Source organism: Microbacterium sp. Be9, assembly GCF_011754135.1.
Taxonomy (GTDB): Bacteria; Actinomycetota; Actinomycetes; order Actinomycetales; family Microbacteriaceae; genus Microbacterium; species Microbacterium maritypicum_A.
In genome coordinates this window covers 278076-293593 of record NZ_WNWT01000004.1, presented here as the reverse complement: position 1 = coordinate 293593, position 15518 = coordinate 278076, and the positions used below count along the sequence as shown (strand labels likewise).

Annotated in this window: 13 protein-coding genes and 1 tRNA gene; 7 read left to right on the top strand and 7 right to left on the bottom strand. The window is 68.3% G+C overall.

From position 1 onward, the window contains the following. Nucleotides 1-10 precede the first annotated feature (10 nt). The 3 genes from zwf to pgl are packed head-to-tail and all read left to right on the top strand — an operon-like array spanning nucleotide 11 to nucleotide 3278. Complete coding sequence (zwf, locus tag GLO27_RS05615) at nucleotides 11-1561, top strand: glucose-6-phosphate dehydrogenase (protein WP_021200766.1); 1551 nt, start codon at nucleotides 11-13, stop codon at nucleotides 1559-1561. Next, entirely contained in the window at nucleotides 1558-2493 is a 936-nt protein-coding gene (locus GLO27_RS05610; protein ID WP_029260234.1) for a glucose-6-phosphate dehydrogenase assembly protein OpcA, read from the top strand. The genes zwf and GLO27_RS05610 overlap by 4 nt, the downstream gene beginning before the upstream one ends. A 5-nt stretch (nucleotides 2494-2498) precedes the next feature. Continuing rightward, a complete protein-coding gene (gene pgl / locus GLO27_RS05605) occupies nucleotides 2499-3278 on the top strand; it encodes a 6-phosphogluconolactonase (protein ID WP_029260233.1) in 780 nt (259 codons plus the stop codon). A gap of 52 nt (nucleotides 3279-3330) precedes the next feature. Here pgl and GLO27_RS05600 read toward each other — a convergent pair whose 3' ends face one another. Beyond that, nucleotides 3331-4455 carry a DMT family transporter gene (locus GLO27_RS05600; protein WP_167254734.1) on the bottom strand — a complete coding sequence of 375 codons (1125 nt, stop codon included), beginning with the start codon at nucleotides 4453-4455 and terminating at the stop codon, nucleotides 3331-3333. Between the two features lie 61 nt (nucleotides 4456-4516). Here GLO27_RS05600 and def point away from each other — a divergent pair, with 61 nt between their 5' ends. Together def and GLO27_RS05590 are read left to right on the top strand one after the other, a co-directional pair. Beyond that, on the top strand, nucleotides 4517-5083 hold the full coding sequence (gene def / locus GLO27_RS05595; protein WP_084487383.1) for a peptide deformylase: 567 nt from the start codon (nucleotides 4517-4519) through the stop codon (nucleotides 5081-5083). A 168-nt stretch (nucleotides 5084-5251) separates the two neighbouring features. After that, nucleotides 5252-5719: a septum formation family protein gene (locus tag GLO27_RS05590; RefSeq protein WP_231479813.1), complete on the top strand. Its 468-nt coding sequence runs from the start codon at nucleotides 5252-5254 to the stop codon at nucleotides 5717-5719. 60 nt (nucleotides 5720-5779) lie between these two features. Here the strand turns inward: GLO27_RS05590 and GLO27_RS05585 are convergent, their stop codons facing one another. Beyond that, on the bottom strand, nucleotides 5780-7198 hold the full coding sequence (locus GLO27_RS05585; RefSeq protein WP_167253980.1) for a helix-turn-helix domain-containing protein: 1419 nt from the start codon (nucleotides 7196-7198) through the stop codon (nucleotides 5780-5782). A gap of 113 nt (nucleotides 7199-7311) precedes the next feature. On the opposite strand from GLO27_RS05585, the gene GLO27_RS05580 reads away from it, so the two are divergent. After that, nucleotides 7312-8409, top strand: coding sequence for a Zn-dependent alcohol dehydrogenase (locus GLO27_RS05580; RefSeq protein WP_021200773.1), 1098 nt, complete (start codon nucleotides 7312-7314; stop codon nucleotides 8407-8409). A gap of 56 nt (nucleotides 8410-8465) precedes the next feature. Next, on the top strand, nucleotides 8466-9902 hold the full coding sequence (locus GLO27_RS05575; RefSeq protein ID WP_167253978.1) for an APC family permease: 1437 nt from the start codon (nucleotides 8466-8468) through the stop codon (nucleotides 9900-9902). Between the two features lie 212 nt (nucleotides 9903-10114). On the opposite strand, the gene GLO27_RS05570 is transcribed toward GLO27_RS05575, so the two are convergent. From GLO27_RS05570 to dusB, 5 genes are all read right to left on the bottom strand, one after another. Next, nucleotides 10115-10190 (bottom strand) — tRNA-Asn (locus GLO27_RS05570). Between the two features lie 97 nt (nucleotides 10191-10287). Then, on the bottom strand, nucleotides 10288-11061 hold the full coding sequence (locus GLO27_RS05565; protein WP_029260227.1) for an ATP-binding cassette domain-containing protein: 774 nt from the start codon (nucleotides 11059-11061) through the stop codon (nucleotides 10288-10290). A gap of 36 nt (nucleotides 11062-11097) precedes the next feature. After that, nucleotides 11098-12957 (bottom strand): DNA primase, encoded by a 1860-nt coding sequence (gene dnaG / locus GLO27_RS05560; protein ID WP_029260226.1) that lies wholly within the window; start codon nucleotides 12955-12957, stop codon nucleotides 11098-11100. Then, nucleotides 12957-14342 carry a deoxyguanosinetriphosphate triphosphohydrolase gene (locus tag GLO27_RS05555; RefSeq protein WP_167253976.1) on the bottom strand — a complete coding sequence of 462 codons (1386 nt, stop codon included), beginning with the start codon at nucleotides 14340-14342 and terminating at the stop codon, nucleotides 12957-12959. Before GLO27_RS05555 ends, dnaG begins: the two co-directional genes overlap by 1 nt. Further along, nucleotides 14332-15486, bottom strand: coding sequence for a tRNA dihydrouridine synthase DusB (gene dusB / locus GLO27_RS05550; RefSeq protein ID WP_021198588.1), 1155 nt, complete (start codon nucleotides 15484-15486; stop codon nucleotides 14332-14334). The genes GLO27_RS05555 and dusB overlap by 11 nt, the downstream gene beginning before the upstream one ends. Between the last annotated feature and the right edge of the window lie 32 nt (nucleotides 15487-15518).

The window sequence follows — 15518 nt, the reverse complement described above, 5'->3', positions numbered from 1 at the left end:
TCCCCCACCGATGTCTGTTCCCATCTCGCGCGGGCACAACCCGCTGCGTGACCCCGATGACCGCCGTCTCAACAGGATCGCCGGGCCCAGCGCCCTGGTGATCTTCGGCGTCACCGGAGACCTGTCACGCAAGAAGCTGATGCCCGCGGTCTACGACCTCGCGAACCGCGGCCTTCTCCCTCCCGGGTTCGCCCTGGTCGGATTCGCCCGCCGAGACTGGGAGGACCAGGACTTCGCGCAGGTCGTCTACGACGCGGTCAAGGAGCACGCTCGCACGCCGTTCCGTGAGGAGACGTGGACCCAGCTGCTGCAGGGCATCCGGTTCGTCTCGGGTGAGTTCGACAATCCGGACTCGTTCCGCAAGCTCCGCGAGACCATCGAGAAGCTCGATGTCGAACGCGGGACGATGGGCAACCATGCGTTCTACCTGTCGATCCCGCCCAAGGACTTCCCGCTGGTCGCCAAGCAGCTGAAGGACTCCGGCCTCGTCGGCGAGAACAGCGACGACGACGAGCGCTGGCGCCGTGTCGTGATCGAGAAGCCCTTCGGGCACGACCTCGAATCGGCGCGCGCACTCAACGCCGCGCTCGAGGTGGCCTTCCCGGCCGACTCGATCTTCCGCATCGATCACTACCTCGGCAAGGAGACGGTCCAGAACATCCTGGCGCTGCGCTTCGCGAACGAGCTGTACGAGCCGATCTGGAACCGCAACTACGTCGACCACGTGCAGATCACCATGGCCGAGGACATCGGTGTGGGTGGACGCGCGGGCTACTACGACGGCATCGGCGCGGCACGCGACGTGATCCAGAATCACCTTCTGCAGCTGCTGGCCCTCACCGCGATGGAAGAGCCGATCAGTCTCTCGGCGGAGCACCTGCGCGCCGAGAAGGAGAAGGTCCTCGCCGCAGTCCACGTTCCGGACGACCTCTCCCTCGCGACCGCGCGCGGTCAGTACGCGGGTGGGTGGCAGGGCGGCGAGAAGGTCACCGGTTTCCTGGAAGAGGAGGGGATGAACCCCGAGTCGACCACGGAGACGTATGCCGCGATCAAGCTCGAGATCGATACGCGCCGCTGGGCGGACGTGCCGTTCTATCTGCGCACGGGCAAGCGCCTCGGACGGCGCGTGACCGAGATCGCCGTCGTCTTCAAGCGCGCACCGCAGCACCTCTTCGGGCGCGGCAACGCCTCGGAGCTCGGACAGAACGCTCTGGTCATCCGCGTGCAGCCGGATGAGGGCGTGACGATCCGCTTCGGCTCCAAGGTGCCGGGCAACGGCACGAACGTGCGCGACGTGACCATGGACTTCGGATACGGTCACGCCTTCACCGAGGCGAGCCCCGAGGCCTACGAACGCCTGATCCTCGACGTCCTCCTGGGCGATCCGCCGCTGTTCCCGCGGCACGAGGAGGTCGAGCTCTCCTGGAAGATCCTCGACCCCGTGGAGAAGTACTGGGCAGCCGAGGGCGGTCCGGTCGAGCAGTACGCGCCCGGCTCGTGGGGACCGGCATCCGCCGACGACCTGCTGGCCCGCGATGGACGAGTCTGGAGACGCCCGTGATCATCGACCTTCCCGACACCACCGTCAGCCAGGTCGCGAAGCAGCTGGTCAAGGTGCGCGAAGAGGGCGGCGCCGTTGCCCTCGGGCGTGTGCTCACCCTTGTGATCGCCGCACGCAACGGCGTCGCCGAAGCGGCGATCGACGCGGCGAACGACGCCTCACGAGAGCACCCGATGCGCGTGATCGTGATCACGACGGGCGAGGGCGACTCTCGCCTCGACGCGCAGATCCGCGTCGGCGGAGACGCCGGCGCCAGCGAGGTCGTGGTCCTCCGCGCCTTCGGGGACGCGGCCAGCAACGAGGAGAGCCTGATCACCGGACTCCTGCTTCCGGATGCTCCCGTGGTCGCCTGGTGGCCCGAAGCCGCCCCCGTGGCACCCGCCCAGTCGCCCCTGGGCAAGATCGCCCAGCGCCGCATCACCGATGCCGCGACGGCGACCGACGTCCGCGACCGGCTCGCCCTGCTCGGCGAGACCCACGCCCCTGGCGACACCGATCTGGCGTGGACCCGTCTGACCCATTGGCGCGAACAGCTCGCGGCCGTGCTCGACCAGCCGCCGTACGAGCCGATCACCGGCGTCGAGGTGCGCGGGGCCGCGGCATCGCCGTCGACCGCTCTGCTGGCCGCCTGGCTGCAGATGGCCCTCGACGTTCCGGTGCGCTGGTCGTACGAAGACCCCGAGCACTGGGCGGAGGGCATCAAATCGGTGCGCCTGACTCGCGAGTCCGGGGACATCCTCCTGGAGCGTCCGACTCCCGGCGTGGCCGTGCTCACGCAGCCCGGGCAGCCGAACCACGATCTGCACCTGCCGCGACGCACTCTTCGCGAGTGCCTGGCGGAGGAGCTGCGTCGACTCGACCCCGACGTCCTGTACGGTCGAGTCATCACCGAGGGCTGGGAGAAGTTGGGTCCGCCCGAGACAGGAGAGTGACGTCGATGACGACATCGTCCGCCGAGAAGCGGGTCGTGGTGGAAGCCACGCCCGCCGCCCTCGCCACCCGTGTGGCCGACCGATTCCTCACGCGGGTGCGCGCGCGCACCCGCAACGGTCGGATCGCACACATCGCCCTCACCGGTGGTTCGATGGGTGGAGCGGTGCTGCGCGCGGCGTCCGAGCACCCCCGGGCGACCGAGATCGACTGGTCACTCGTGCATTTCTGGTGGGGTGACGAGAGGTTCGTGCCGCGCGACGACGTCGACCGCAACTCGCTGCAGTCACGACAGGCCCTCCTCGATCACATCCCGGTGCCCGTCGAGAACGTGCATGAGGTCGCGGGGCCAGACAGCGGTCTGACATTGGACGAATCCGCGGCGGCCTACGCCGCCGAACTCGCGCGGTTCGGCACCGAGGAGCATGCCTGGCCTTCGTTCGCCGTGTGCTTCCTCGGCGTCGGTCCCGACGGCCACATCGCGTCGCTCTTCCCCGATCGGGAAGAGGTCACGGTGACGGATGCGGCCGTCCTCGCCGTCCGCGACTCACCGAAGCCGCCGCCCGAGCGCGTCACGCTGACCCGCCCCGTGCTCAACTCGTCGAAGCGCGTGTGGCTCGTGCTGACGGGTGCGGACAAGGCATCAGCCCTGGGGCTCGCTCTCGCGGGAGCGAGCTACACGAGCGTGCCCGCTGCCGGGGCCAAGGGGCGCAAGCGCACGGTGTTCTTCGTGGACGAGGCTGCGGCCGCCGAGGTGTCGGTCGACCTGATCGATCAGGCGTACTGAGTCTGTATCGCCACGGGCGACCGGCACACCTCCACGGACGAGCGGAGCGGCGCTAGGGCCGGTCAGCGGAGCCGTCGTACGGCGGCGGAGTCTCCGGGCTCACCGACCCGCTCGAGCGCTCAGGCGCAGCCGTGGAGGAGGAACTCGATGATGCTGCGCCCTCCGTCCCGCCCTGCCCAGCTCCGCCCGGGGTGCTGCCACCCGGGGTGCTGCCATCCGGGGTGCTGCCGCGTTGGATGCCCAAGTCCTGGCTGTCGCTGAGCACCTGAGGATGGTAGCGGGCCAGGCCGACCACACCCCACACGGCGATGGCTCCGGCGACCGCGAAGATCACGAGCACCCACCACGGTGCCGCAGCGGCCTCGCCCAGCACGACCATGCCGATGAGCACCGCGACGAGAGGGTCGACGACCGTGAGCCCGGCGATCACGAGGTCGGGTGGACCTGAGCTGTACGCCGTCTGCACGAAGTACGCACCGACCGCGGCTGCCGAGACGAGCGCGAGCACGCAGATGCCGGTGATCCACTCGAACTGACCGGCTTCGATGCGCTTGATGACCACCTTCGCGAGCGTGGCGACGAATCCGTAGAGGATGCCGGCGCCGATCACGTAGAAGAGCGCCCGCATGCGATGGCGCAGGATGAGCCAGCACGCGCCGAGCACGATGATCACGACCAGGAGGAGCGCCAGGATCACGAACAGCTCGCGGTCGGTGACGTCCTGCTCGGTCGCGTAGATCGCCGCGAAGAAGACGAAGAGGAAGATGCCGCCCACACAGGCCACGATCGCGGTGAGCGACTGCTTGGTGGGCGTATGACCGGAGACGCGGGCGTTGAGCAGAGTGGTGATGACGAGCGCGATGGCGCCCAGCGGCTGCACCACGATGAGCGGTGCCTTCACGAGCGCGGCGAGCTGGCAGATCACGGCGAGCCCGAGCATGAGTGTGCCGATGAGCCATGATGGGCGGGTGAGAAGCCGTTTGAGCTGATCGAAGCTCAAGCCCGACGCGCCGTTGGCACCGCTGAGACGCTCGACCTTCTCGACCCCGCGGTGCTGGTACTGCGCTCCGAGCGACATGAAGACGGCACCGGCGAGAGCGAGGGGGATTCCGAGCAGAAGGCCCGGGTTCTGGAAGGCGCCGACGAGCTGATCGCCGACATCCTCGACCGCGTTCATCCATACCCCGGCATTCACAGTACGACCCTACCTGCCGACTGCCGCCGACTAGGGTTGTGACGTGGCTGTACTTCCGATTCGCATCATGGGCGACCCCGTCCTGCACTCCCCTGCTTCCCCCGTCGACGAGATCACGGAGGACATCCGCACCCTCGTGGCCGACATGTTCGAGACGATGGACACGGCGCCTGGAGTCGGCCTCGCCGCTCCGCAGGTGGGCGTTCCCCTGCGGATCTACACCTACGCGTACGTCGATGACGACGACCAGCCCTGGCGTGGCGTTCTCATCAACCCCGTGCTCTGGATGGTGCCGCTCGAGCCCGGCGACCCGGACCCCGACCTCGAGTCCGAAGGCTGCCTCTCCTTCCCGGGCGAGCGGTTCCCGCTGCGGCGGTCGGAGCGGGTCCACGTGACGGCGACCGACCTGGAAGGCCAGCCGGTCTCGATCGACGTCGACGGCTGGCGCGCACGCATCATGCAGCATGAGTTCGATCATCTCGACGGCATCCTCTACGTCGATCGCCTCTCCGACGGCGATTGGAAGACAGCCCAGAAGGTCGCCCGCAAGCGCGGTTGGGGCCGCCCGGGATCGAGCTGGATGCCCGGCGTCGACGACCTCGAAGGCTGAACCGCTCTCAGCCGAACCACAGGCTCCTCGAAGTTGCATCACAGACTCGCGAACGGCTAGCGTGTTCGCGGCGGGGGCTTTTCGCATGCCTCCACATCACGCTTCGGAGGGGAACCAATCATGATGAAGATGCGCACGCGACGCGCTCTGATGCTCGCAGGATCCGCAGTGGCACTCTCAGTCGCCCTGAGCGGCTGCAGTGCTCTCAACAGCCTTCTCGGCAGCGGCTCCGGCGACGCCAACCGCGATGAGGAGACCGGCCAGGTCACGGAGAGCGCGAACGTCGGCGTCTTCTCGGTGAAGCTGGGCGACTGCATGCTCGACACCGGCTCCGGCATGCTCACGGACGCCAACGTCCTCCCGTGCACCGACCCGCACGACCAGGAGGTGTACTACGAGATCACCATGCCCGACGGCGAGTTCTCCGACTCCGACGTCGACGCGGCGACGCAGGAGTGCATCGGCGATGCCTACACGACCTTCGTCGGTGTGGCCTACCAGGACTCGGCCCTCGACGTCACCACGCTCGTTCCCACCAAGGACTCCTGGGAGCAGAACAACGACCGCGTGATCCAGTGCATCATCTTCGATCCGGCCGGACAGACCACCGGATCGCTGGCCGGCGCCGCACGCTGACCGACAGCCACCAAGGAGGGTCTCGCCAATCGGCGGGGCCCTCCTTCGTGCACGCGCGCATCAGTCGTCAGAGGCACGTATCGCGAGCCAGGCGGCCACCCGATCATCGGGATCGGCGAATGACAGCCCGATCAGGTCTTCGATCCGTCGGATGCGCGCTGCCAGAGTCTGCCGGTGGATCCGCAACCGCGTGGCGCTCTCGCCCCAGGCGCCGTTCGTGGCGAGGAACACGCGCAGGGTCTCGATGAGCTCGGTCCGCTGCTCGACGGCCCTCAGCGGATCGAGAAGCCGCGCGATCCTCTGCGTCTGGTCCGCATCCAACTGCCCGAGCACGAACGACACCGTCGGGATCGACGCATAGCGGACGACGCGCTCCCCTCCCGCGCGAGCCGTCTCGCAGGCTTGACGGGCTTCATCGACACTGCGGGCGAGCGCATCCGTCGTGGCGGGCCGACCGAGCCCGAGATAGAGCGTCGAGGCGAAGGACCGCGCCCGATGCGCGATCTCCTCCGCATGTTCCTCGCGCACGACGCCGCGGATCAGACCACGCTGCGCGGCGAAGACATGCTCAGCCCCGAGCTCATCCAGCCACAGCGCCAGCAGATGCTCCACGTCCACGCCACTGGTGCGCGAGGTCAGGACGAATCCCACCAGGCTTCGTTCGTGCACGCCCCAGCGACGCAGGAGACGCGTCGCTTCCTCCCCTCCCTCGAGCACGGTCTCCAGCATCATGGATCGGCCGAGACGCTCGAGGTGGCTGCTGTCCCGCGTGCGCATCAGAAGATCGAGCAGTGCCGCGGCCTGCGAGCTGAGCTCCCTCCCCCGACCCGAGCTGTCGTTGCGGGGTGCGGTGACGAGTTGGGCGGTGATGTCCTGCCCCGGGCCGACCGGATGCACCTGGAGCGCGCGATGGCGCACGCGAACCGGGCGCCCCACGGCGACCGCCACGGCGTCGTCGATGTGCAGGCTTCCCGCTCCCGCCGTCGTGATCACCTCCCCGTGGCGGTCGAGGAGCACCGCCCATCCATCGATCCGATGCGCGAGCTCGGCGATGACCCCCGTGATGCCGCTGCGGCGTGCGGCCAGGGTCAGCACCCGCATCGCCGAAGTGATCGCTCGGGCCTCGGCTGCCTGGTCGACGGCCAGCAGGGCCGTCAGCATCGGCGTCAGCAGCTCGCGCGACGTTCCTGCCCCGACGATCGCCGTGATGCCTCCGTCCTCGAGCAGACGTCGGAAAGAGGGCGTGTCCGCATCCGTCACGACGACCACGTCCCGGAGCAGGGCGACCCGCTCCGCATCGTCGGCGAGCCAGTCCAGTTGCCAAGCGTCGACGGTGACGAGAGTGGTGAAAAGACTGTCGGTCGGGGCGCCGAACACTTCGAGCGCGACGACGGAATTCACATGTCGCGAACTCGGAACGCCCCCGTGCAGCAGCTCCCCTTGGAGGTATCGCGCCACGGAGGCGACATCACGAGCCATCTTCTGATCATACAAAGTGTGAACACGCGCTTTGCAGTCCACATATTTGTCGGATGCCCGCGGTCCCGCACTCTCCTAGCATCGTCGGCAGCCCCCTCCACCCGAAGGATGTCATGAAAGCTGTTGTCTTCCGCGATCCGCAGTCCCCGATCGAGTTCGTCGACGTCGACCTCGCCCCGCCGCGTGCAGGTGAGGTTCGAGTACGCATCGCCGCTGCCGGCGTGTGCCACTCCGACCTCCACGTCAAGCGCGGCGAATGGGATGCGGCTGCTCCCCTGGTCATGGGACACGAGGGTTCCGGTGTCGTGACCGAACTCGGCGAAGGTGTCACCACACTGGCCGTCGGCGATCACGTCGTCCTGAGCTGGGTGCCCCCGTGCGGTGAGTGCCGCTACTGTCGCGCCGGCCACGAGGCACGCTGCCAGAAGGTCGCGACCGTGGTCGCTCCCCTCGGCGTGCTGTTCGACGGCACCTCGCGCCTCAGCCTCGACGGCGAACCGCTGCACCACTATCTCGGAGTCTCCTCGTTCGCGGAGGAGGTCGTCGTTCCCGCCTCGGGGGCCGTCAAGGTCCGTGACGACGCGCCGCTCGATGTCATCGCCGTCGTCGGCTGCGCGGTGGCCACGGGCGTCGGCGCCGTCCTCAACACGGCGGCGGTCGAGCCCGGTTCCACCGTCGTCGTGATCGGCTGCGGCGGCGTCGGCCTCAATGTCGTGCAGGGCGCGCGCCTGGCCGGCGCCGAACGCATCATCGCGATCGACGTGCGTCCGGAGAAGACGCAGATGGCGCTGCAGTTCGGCGCGACGGATCGCATCGATGCCTCGCTGGGCGACCCCGTCGCCCAGCTGCGCGAACTCATCCCGGACGGCGTGGACTACGCGTTCGACGCGATCGGCCGCACATCGACGACCGAGCAGTCGATCCAGATGCTCGGCCTCGGCGGTGCCGCCGTGATCGTCGGCCTCCCTCCCACGGGAGCCCGTGCCTCGTTCGAACCCCTCGTCCTCGCCGAGGCCGACCAGCGCATCCTGGGATCGAACTACGGCTCCGTGCGTCCCTCGATCGATGTCCCGGCGCTGGTGGACCGCTACATGGACGGCCAGCTCAAGATCGATCCGCTCATCTCCGGTCGACGTCCGCTCGCCGAGGCCGCTGCGGCGCTCGACGATCTCGAGACCGGCTCCGCGCTCCGCACGCTTCTCATCCCCTGACCGCACGCCACCCGCAGCCTCCACCCCATCCCCGGAAACCCGAATCCAGGAGAACCATGTCAGACACCGTCGTCGCCCCACCCGGCACGCCCACCGATGCCGGTCTTCGCACCGGCGTCATGAGCGGACCGGAACTCGCCGCCCAGGCCATCGCGAACATCGCCCCCAGCGCCGTCATCGCGTTCACCGCTGCGGCCATCTTCCTCGGTGCCGGCAACGGCACCATCTACGCCTTCGCACTCGCGACCATCGTCATCCTGTGCGTCGGCTACTGCGTTGTCGTGTTCGCCCGCAAGCACGCCTCTGCGGGATCGCTCTACACCTATGTCTCCAAGGGGCTCGGTCCGTTCGGCGCATTCCTCGCCGGCGTCACACTGCTGATCGGCTGCTTCGGCATCGCTGCGGCTTCACTCAGCGGCTCCGTCAGCTACATGGCGCAGTTCCTCACCATGCTGGGCCTCCCCGCCCAGGGCCTCGGGTGGGACATCGGCCTCGCCGTCGTCCTCGGCGGCCTGGCGACGCTGTTCACGATCCGCGGGATCCGCCTGTCCGCCCGGGTCTCGCTCGTACTGGAGCTCGTCTCGGTGGGAATCATCCTCGTTCTCCTGATCGCCGCGCTCGTGTGGGCCGGCCCCGCCGCGTGGGACCCCGCGCAGGTGCTCGCTTCCGGATCGTCGTTCCAGGGGGTCGCGTCCGGCATGGTCCTCGGCATCCTCGGTTTCGTCGGCTTCTCCTCCGCCGACGCGCTCGGTCGCGAGGCCAAGGAGCCGTACAAGGCCATCCCCCGCGCGATCATGTGGAGCGCCCTCGGTGTGGGGGTGCTGTACGTGTTCGCCGCGTACACCCAGATCACGGTACTCGGTGACGACCTCGCCACCTCGTCCAGTCCCCTGGAGAGCATGTCCGCACTGATCGGGATGCCCGGCTGGTTCGCGGCCGTGCTCACGTTCGGTGTCTCCGCGTCGTTCTTCGCCGTGGTCGTCGCTCCGCTCAACGTGATCGGTCGCATCGTGTACGTGATGGGCAAGGAGGGCGTCGTCGCCGAACGATTCGGACGCACCCACGAGCAGCATCTGACGCCTCACCGCGTCCTGATCATCGCCGGCGCTGCAGCCGTGGCGGTGGACATCGTGCTGCTGCTCTCGGGCGCGGCGACCGGCGAGATCCTCGTCTGGGTGAACACCTGGGGCACCTACGGCTACATGGTCGCCTACGCACTCGTCGCGATCGCCTGTGTCGTCTACACGCAGCGCGCGAAGATGCGCAATGGACTCGTGAAGGTCTGCGCGACGGTCGCCGTCGTCACCATGGCCTACGTCTTCTTCGCGAACGCCTGGCCGGTGCCGGTCTTCCCCTACAACGTGATCCCCTACGTGTTCCTCGTGACGGTCGCCCTGGCCCTCACCCGGTACGCCTACCTGGCCCGCCGTCGGCCCGAGGTCATCGCCCGCATCGGCAACACCGAGACGAGCGCGATGGAGGGCGTCGGCTGATCCGGCCTCCCTCGGACGAGAAGAGCCCCTTCCGATGAAGGGGCTCTTCTCGTCCCTCGGCTGATCGACGTCCGCTCTTCGACGGTGCCTGCTCGACGGTGCCCGTTCGGTGCCTGCTCGACGGTGCCTGCTCGACGGTGCCCGCTCGACGGTGCCCGCTCGGTGCACGGGAAAACGAGAGAAGCCCCCTCCGTGGAGGGGGCTTCTCTCGTTGGCTCCCCGGCTTGGACTCGAACCAAGAACCTGCCGGTTAACAGCCGGCTGCTCTGCCAATTGAGCTACCGAGGAATGTGCACCGCTGAGCGGGCAACTCGACAAGCTTAGCAAACTCCCGGACCTGTTCACGACACCGGGGCGCCGTTCGCGGATGCCGGGCGTGTCGGGGTCAGTGGCGCGAATCCGACTCCGCGTTCGGCACCCACAGCAGGTCCTTGCCCACGCCGCGCGCGACGACATGTCCGTTGCGGAGCATGAGCGTCTCGGCGTTCAGCTCGCGGATGAAGTCGGCGTCATTGGTGACGAGGAGAGCCGCCATCGACTGCTCCTTGCGACGACGGGTGATCGCATCGAACACGACCGGCCGCACCTCGAGGTCGAGATTCGCGAGCACCTCGTCGGCGATGAGCACCTTCGGCTCCAGGACGAACGACCGCGCGATCGCCACGCGCTGACGCATGCCCGCACTGAGCTCGTAGGGGAACTTCGCGGCTGTTCCGAGAGGAAGGTGCAGCTCGTCGAGCAGAGTGGCGACGCGGATCGAGAGCGCCTTCGTGTTCACCCGCCGCTCGCGCATGAGGATGGGCTCCGCGATCACCTCGTTCACGGTGAGTCGCGGCGGCAGATCAGCGCCGGCGCCCTGCGGTACGAATCCGGTGCGGTAGGTGAGGATCCGATGCTTGCGACCCGGGCGACGCACATCCACCCCGCACACCTCGGCGCGCCCGCCGACGACCTTGACCGAGGGATCGGTGGAACCGGCGAGAGCGGCGACCAATGTCGATTTGCCCGAACCCGTGGGGCCCGCGACGCAGATGAGTCCGCCCGGGGCAAGGGAGAAGGTGACGCCGTCGACTGCCCGAGTCGGGATCCCGTGGCCGATGCGGTCGATCACCAGATCGGAGCAATCGATCGCGTTCGTGGATACGGGCCTGCGGGACATGACTCCATCCTGCCCTCTGGGCGATGCCGGTACGCGTTACGACTCGGCGAAGCGCTGACGCTCTGCGTCGATGTCGCGCAGACGCATCCGCAGCGCGCGACCACCGTCGGAATCGGCGGGCACGCGCTGCACCGCACCGAGGAGCTCCTGCTTCTCGTGCTCGAGCTGGCGGAGCACGAGCCTGCGGGCGAGGTCGGCCACGGTGGCGACGGCCCGCTCTTCCGTCCGCTCCGGGAACGGCGTCATCAGCAGCTCCCCCGCGAGCGAGCGGTAGGGCTCGCGGACGCCGTTCACGGCCTCGGTCACCCAGCCGGCCCTGGTGCGGTCGGGAGCCGCGGCGACGGCCTCGCGCACGGCATCCAGTGCCGGGGTGCGGAACGGCGCCTCCAGAGCCCTGTTGAGGAGGGCCTGATCAACCTGATGCCCGTACTGCAGGGCTCCCATCAGCGCATCGCGTTCGACCGCGACGTCGGGGCTGCGAGGCAGGGTCGCGAGAGTGACCGGAGCGACGAGGGGAGCGCCGGTCACCGAGTCGATCTGCGGAGCCTCCCGACGCACCTGATGCGGTGCAGGTCCCCCACGAGCCGCGCGTTCGACTTCACTGCGCACCTCGGTGGGATCCATCCCGAGCCGACGCGCCAGCACACGCTCGTATCCCGGCCGGAGGAGCTGGTCACGGATCTCGGCCACGATCGGAGCCGCGGCCCGCAGAGCCCCGACCCGACCCTCGACCGTCGAGAGGTCGAAGCCACTGAGCTTGCGGTCGATCGCGAACTCGAACATCGGCTGCTTCGCGTCCATCAGTCCGCGAACCGCGGCGTCTCCGCGCTGAAGACGCAGATCACACGGGTCGAGGCCGTCGGGCGCGACGGCGACGAAGGTCTGCGCGTTGAAACGGTCGTCCTCCGTGAAGGCACGCAGCGCGGCCTTCTGCCCCGCCTCGTCACCGTCGAACGTGAAGACGACCTCACCGGATGCGTTGTCGTCACCCATCACCCGGCGCAGCACCTTGATGTGATCGGTGCCGAAGGCCGTGCCACATGTCGCGATCGCCGTCGTGAGACCGGCGAGGTGACAGGCCATCACGTCGGTGTATCCCTCGACCACGACCACACGGCGAGGGTCGCCGCGAGCGATGTCGCGCTTGGCGAGGTCGAGCCCGTACAGCACCTGCGCCTTCTTGTAGATGGGCGTCTCCGGGGTGTTCAGGTACTTGGGTCCCTGGTCGTCGTCGAAGAGCTTGCGCGCGCCGAATCCGATGGTCTGCCCCGAGACATCCCGGATCGGCCACACCAGACGCCCGCGGAAGCGGTCGTAGACCCCGCGCTGCCCCGTGGAGACGAGACCCGCATTGCTCAGCTCCTCGCGGGTGAACCCCTGTGCGGTCAGGGCCTTGAGCATCCCGTCCCAGCCGCGCGGAGCGAAGCCGACTCCGAAATGCGCAGCAGCTCCGGCGTCGAATCCTCTCTCGCCGAGAAAGCGCCGTCCGGCCTCCGCATCAGGGGTGAGCAGCTGCGCACGGAAGAACTCCGCCGCCGCGGTGTTCGCCGCGTACAGCCGGCTGCGGCCGCTCGTCTCGGGGGCTGCTCCCCCGTCTTCATAGTGCAGTGTGTACCCGATACGCCCGGCGAGACGCTCGACCGCTTCCGTGAAGCTGACGTGATCCATCTCCCGCAGGAAGGAGTAGACGTCCCCCGACTCCCCGCATCCGAAGCAGTGGTAGTACCCTACCTGCTGGCGCACATGGAAGCTCGGGCTCTTCTCATCGTGGAAAGGACACAGCCCCTTGAGCGACCCGACACCGGCCGACTTGAGAGCGACACGCTCCCCGATGATGTCGGCGATGTTCGTGCGCGCCTTCACCTCATCGACATCGGCCTGCCGGATCCGGGGCATCAGTGCGCCCTTTCGGCGACGGGCAGCCGCTCGGCGTGCGCCTGGGCGCCAGGGCGGGCGTGACGGGGAGTCCAGATCCCGACCTCGGCCGGATCGATCTCGCCGACGAGGCGGTTGTGCCAGTCGATCGCGCTCTGGTCGGTGAGGCTCGCGATCTGGTCCACCACGACTCTGGCGCGTTCGGTGTCGTTCTCCGCCGCGACGAAGTCCGCGGCGAACGCGGGCTCGAGCACATCGGACCCGGCGGACCACAGCGCGTCGGTCGACCAGAGGGCGTCGGCGAGTCTCTTCAGCACACGCCGCTGCTCCTTGTAGACGCCCTTGCGGGCTTCGATCGTGACGATCGCCTGCCCCATGATGCCCTTGAGCACGGCGATCTCGACCTCGATCACTCGCGGGACGACGACATGGGCGTTGTAGCGGACGAGTGCTGTCGTGCCGTAGGCCTCCGTGGTCGCGGAGACCGAGGCTCGGGCGAAGCGTCCGATCAGATCGCTCGTGAGGTTCTTGAGACGGGCCAGTGCCTGGCGGGAGCGGTCGAACGACGAGAGCCACATCGGCTGCGACGCGAGGCGGTAGAGCGCATCGGCGAGTTCATCGCGAGTGAAGTCGTATCCCACCCACTGCTGGATCCGTCCGACGAGAGCGTCGTGCTGACGGGGGTCGGCGAGCTGAGCGACGTCGACATAGCCGTTCACGATGGCGTCCTCGAAGTCGTGGACCGAGTACGCGATATCGTCGGAGAGATCCATGATCTCGGCTTCGATGCAGCGCAGACGCCCCGGCGCCCCTTCGCGCATCCAGCGGAAGACCGCCTCGTCCTCGGGGTACACCCCGAACTTCAGCCGACCACCCGGGTCCGGCACCGGACTGTCGACCGTCCACGGGTACTTGCAAGTGGCGTCGAGGCTCGCACGGGTCAGATTCAACCCCACGGAACGGTCGGCGTCGTCGAGGACCTTCGCCTCCAGCCGCGAGAGGATGCGCAGGGACTGGGCGTTCCCCTCGAAGCCCCCGATGGGCTCTGCCCACTCGTTGAGAGCTCGTTCGCCGTTGTGACCGAAGGGAGGATGCCCCAGGTCGTGGCTCAGGCACGCCGTGTCGACGACATCCGCCGAGACGCCGAGGGCGACAGCGAGCTCGCGCCCGACCTGAGCCACCTCGAGGGAATGCGTCAGCCGGTTGCGGGCGAAATCCGCGGTGCTGGCGGGACTGAGCACCTGCGTCTTCGCGGCGAGTCGGCGCAGCGCGGCGGAGTGCAGAACACGGGCACGATCGCGAGCGAAATCGTTGCGCTCGGAACGATGGGTTTCGGCGAAGAAGCGTTCGGCGTCTCGCGCGTCGTAGCCGTCGGCGCGCAGGCCTGCCTTGGGGTCAACCGCCACTGTTCTCGATCTCCGCTCCACGCATCATCTCCGAGGTGTCGGATGCGATCTCCCGCGACTCCAACCACTTCTCCGGCAGGGCGGTGCGCTTCGGGTGTCCCGCTCGACCGCGCTGCCCCTCGGCGTCCGCACCGGGATAGGGCGCCGTGTGATCGAGCCGGCCGAGGAGGTCGTCGATCTCGGCGAGGCTGGATGCCGTGGCGAGTCCGGTGCGGATGTCGCCCCCGACCGGGTAGCCCTTGAAGTACCAGGACACGTGCTTGCGGATATCCCGGCACCCGCGGTCCTCGTCCTCGAAGAACTCGACCAGCAGCTCGGCGTGGCGACGGAAGGCGTTCGCGACGAAGCCGAGTGTCGCATCGACGGTCTTCCCCTCCCCACCGAAGGCCGTGGCCAGCTCGCCGAACAGCCACGGGCGTCCGAGGCAGCCACGTCCGACCACGACACCGTCGCAGTCGGTCTGCGCCATCATGCGCACGGCGTCGTCGGCCGACCAGATGTCGCCGTTGCCGAGCACCGGGATGCTCGTGACCGCCTGCTTCAGCTCGCCGATCGCATTCCAGTCCGCGAACCCCGAGTAGAACTCGCCAGCGGTCCTGGCGTGCAGCGCGACCGCGGCCGCCCCCGCATCTTCAGCCGCTCGCCCGGCATCGAGGAAGGTGAGGTGGTCTTTATCGATGCCCTTGCGCATCTTCACCGTGAGAGGGATGTCGCCTGCGGCTTTCACCGCCTGGTCGACGATGTCGGCGAACAGCTTCGACTTCCACGGCAGCGCCGCGCCCCCGCCGCGGCGCGTGACCTTCGGCACCGGGCACCCGAAGTTGAGGTCGATGTGGTCGGCGTGGTCCTCGGCGACGATGATGCGGACGGCCTCGGCGATGGTCTTCGGGTCGACGCCGTACAGCTGGATGGACCGCGGCGTCTCCGACTCGTGGTGGCGGATCAGTCGCATGGTGGTCTCGTTGCGCTCGACGAGAGCGCGCGAGGTGATCATCTCGCTGACGTACAGCCCGGCGCCGTACTCACGACACAGTCGCCGGAAGGCGGTGTTGGTGATCCCCGCCATGGGTGCGAGGACGACCGGCACGTCGAGATCGATCGGACCGATGCGAAGGGGGCGGGCAGGTGCGGTGGCGAGAGTCATGTCCCCTCTATTCTCCCAGACGCGGAGCCCAC

Coding starts and splice junctions, on each gene's coding strand:
- zwf (WP_021200766.1), top strand. CDS start 11: ATGTCTGTTCCCATCTCGCGCGGGCACAACCCGCTGCGTGACCCCGAT.
- pgl (WP_029260233.1), top strand. CDS start 2,499: ATGACGACATCGTCCGCCGAGAAGCGGGTCGTGGTGGAAGCCACGCCC.
- GLO27_RS05600 (WP_167254734.1), bottom strand. CDS start 4,455: ATGAACGCGGTCGAGGATGTCGGCGATCAGCTCGTCGGCGCCTTCCAG.
- GLO27_RS05585 (WP_167253980.1), bottom strand. CDS start 7,198: ATGGCTCGTGATGTCGCCTCCGTGGCGCGATACCTCCAAGGGGAGCTG.
- GLO27_RS05580 (WP_021200773.1), top strand. CDS start 7,312: ATGAAAGCTGTTGTCTTCCGCGATCCGCAGTCCCCGATCGAGTTCGTC.
- GLO27_RS05575 (WP_167253978.1), top strand. CDS start 8,466: ATGTCAGACACCGTCGTCGCCCCACCCGGCACGCCCACCGATGCCGGT.
- GLO27_RS05565 (WP_029260227.1), bottom strand. CDS start 11,061: ATGTCCCGCAGGCCCGTATCCACGAACGCGATCGATTGCTCCGATCTG.
- dnaG (WP_029260226.1), bottom strand. CDS start 12,957: ATGCCCCGGATCCGGCAGGCCGATGTCGATGAGGTGAAGGCGCGCACG.
- dusB (WP_021198588.1), bottom strand. CDS start 15,486: ATGACTCTCGCCACCGCACCTGCCCGCCCCCTTCGCATCGGTCCGATC.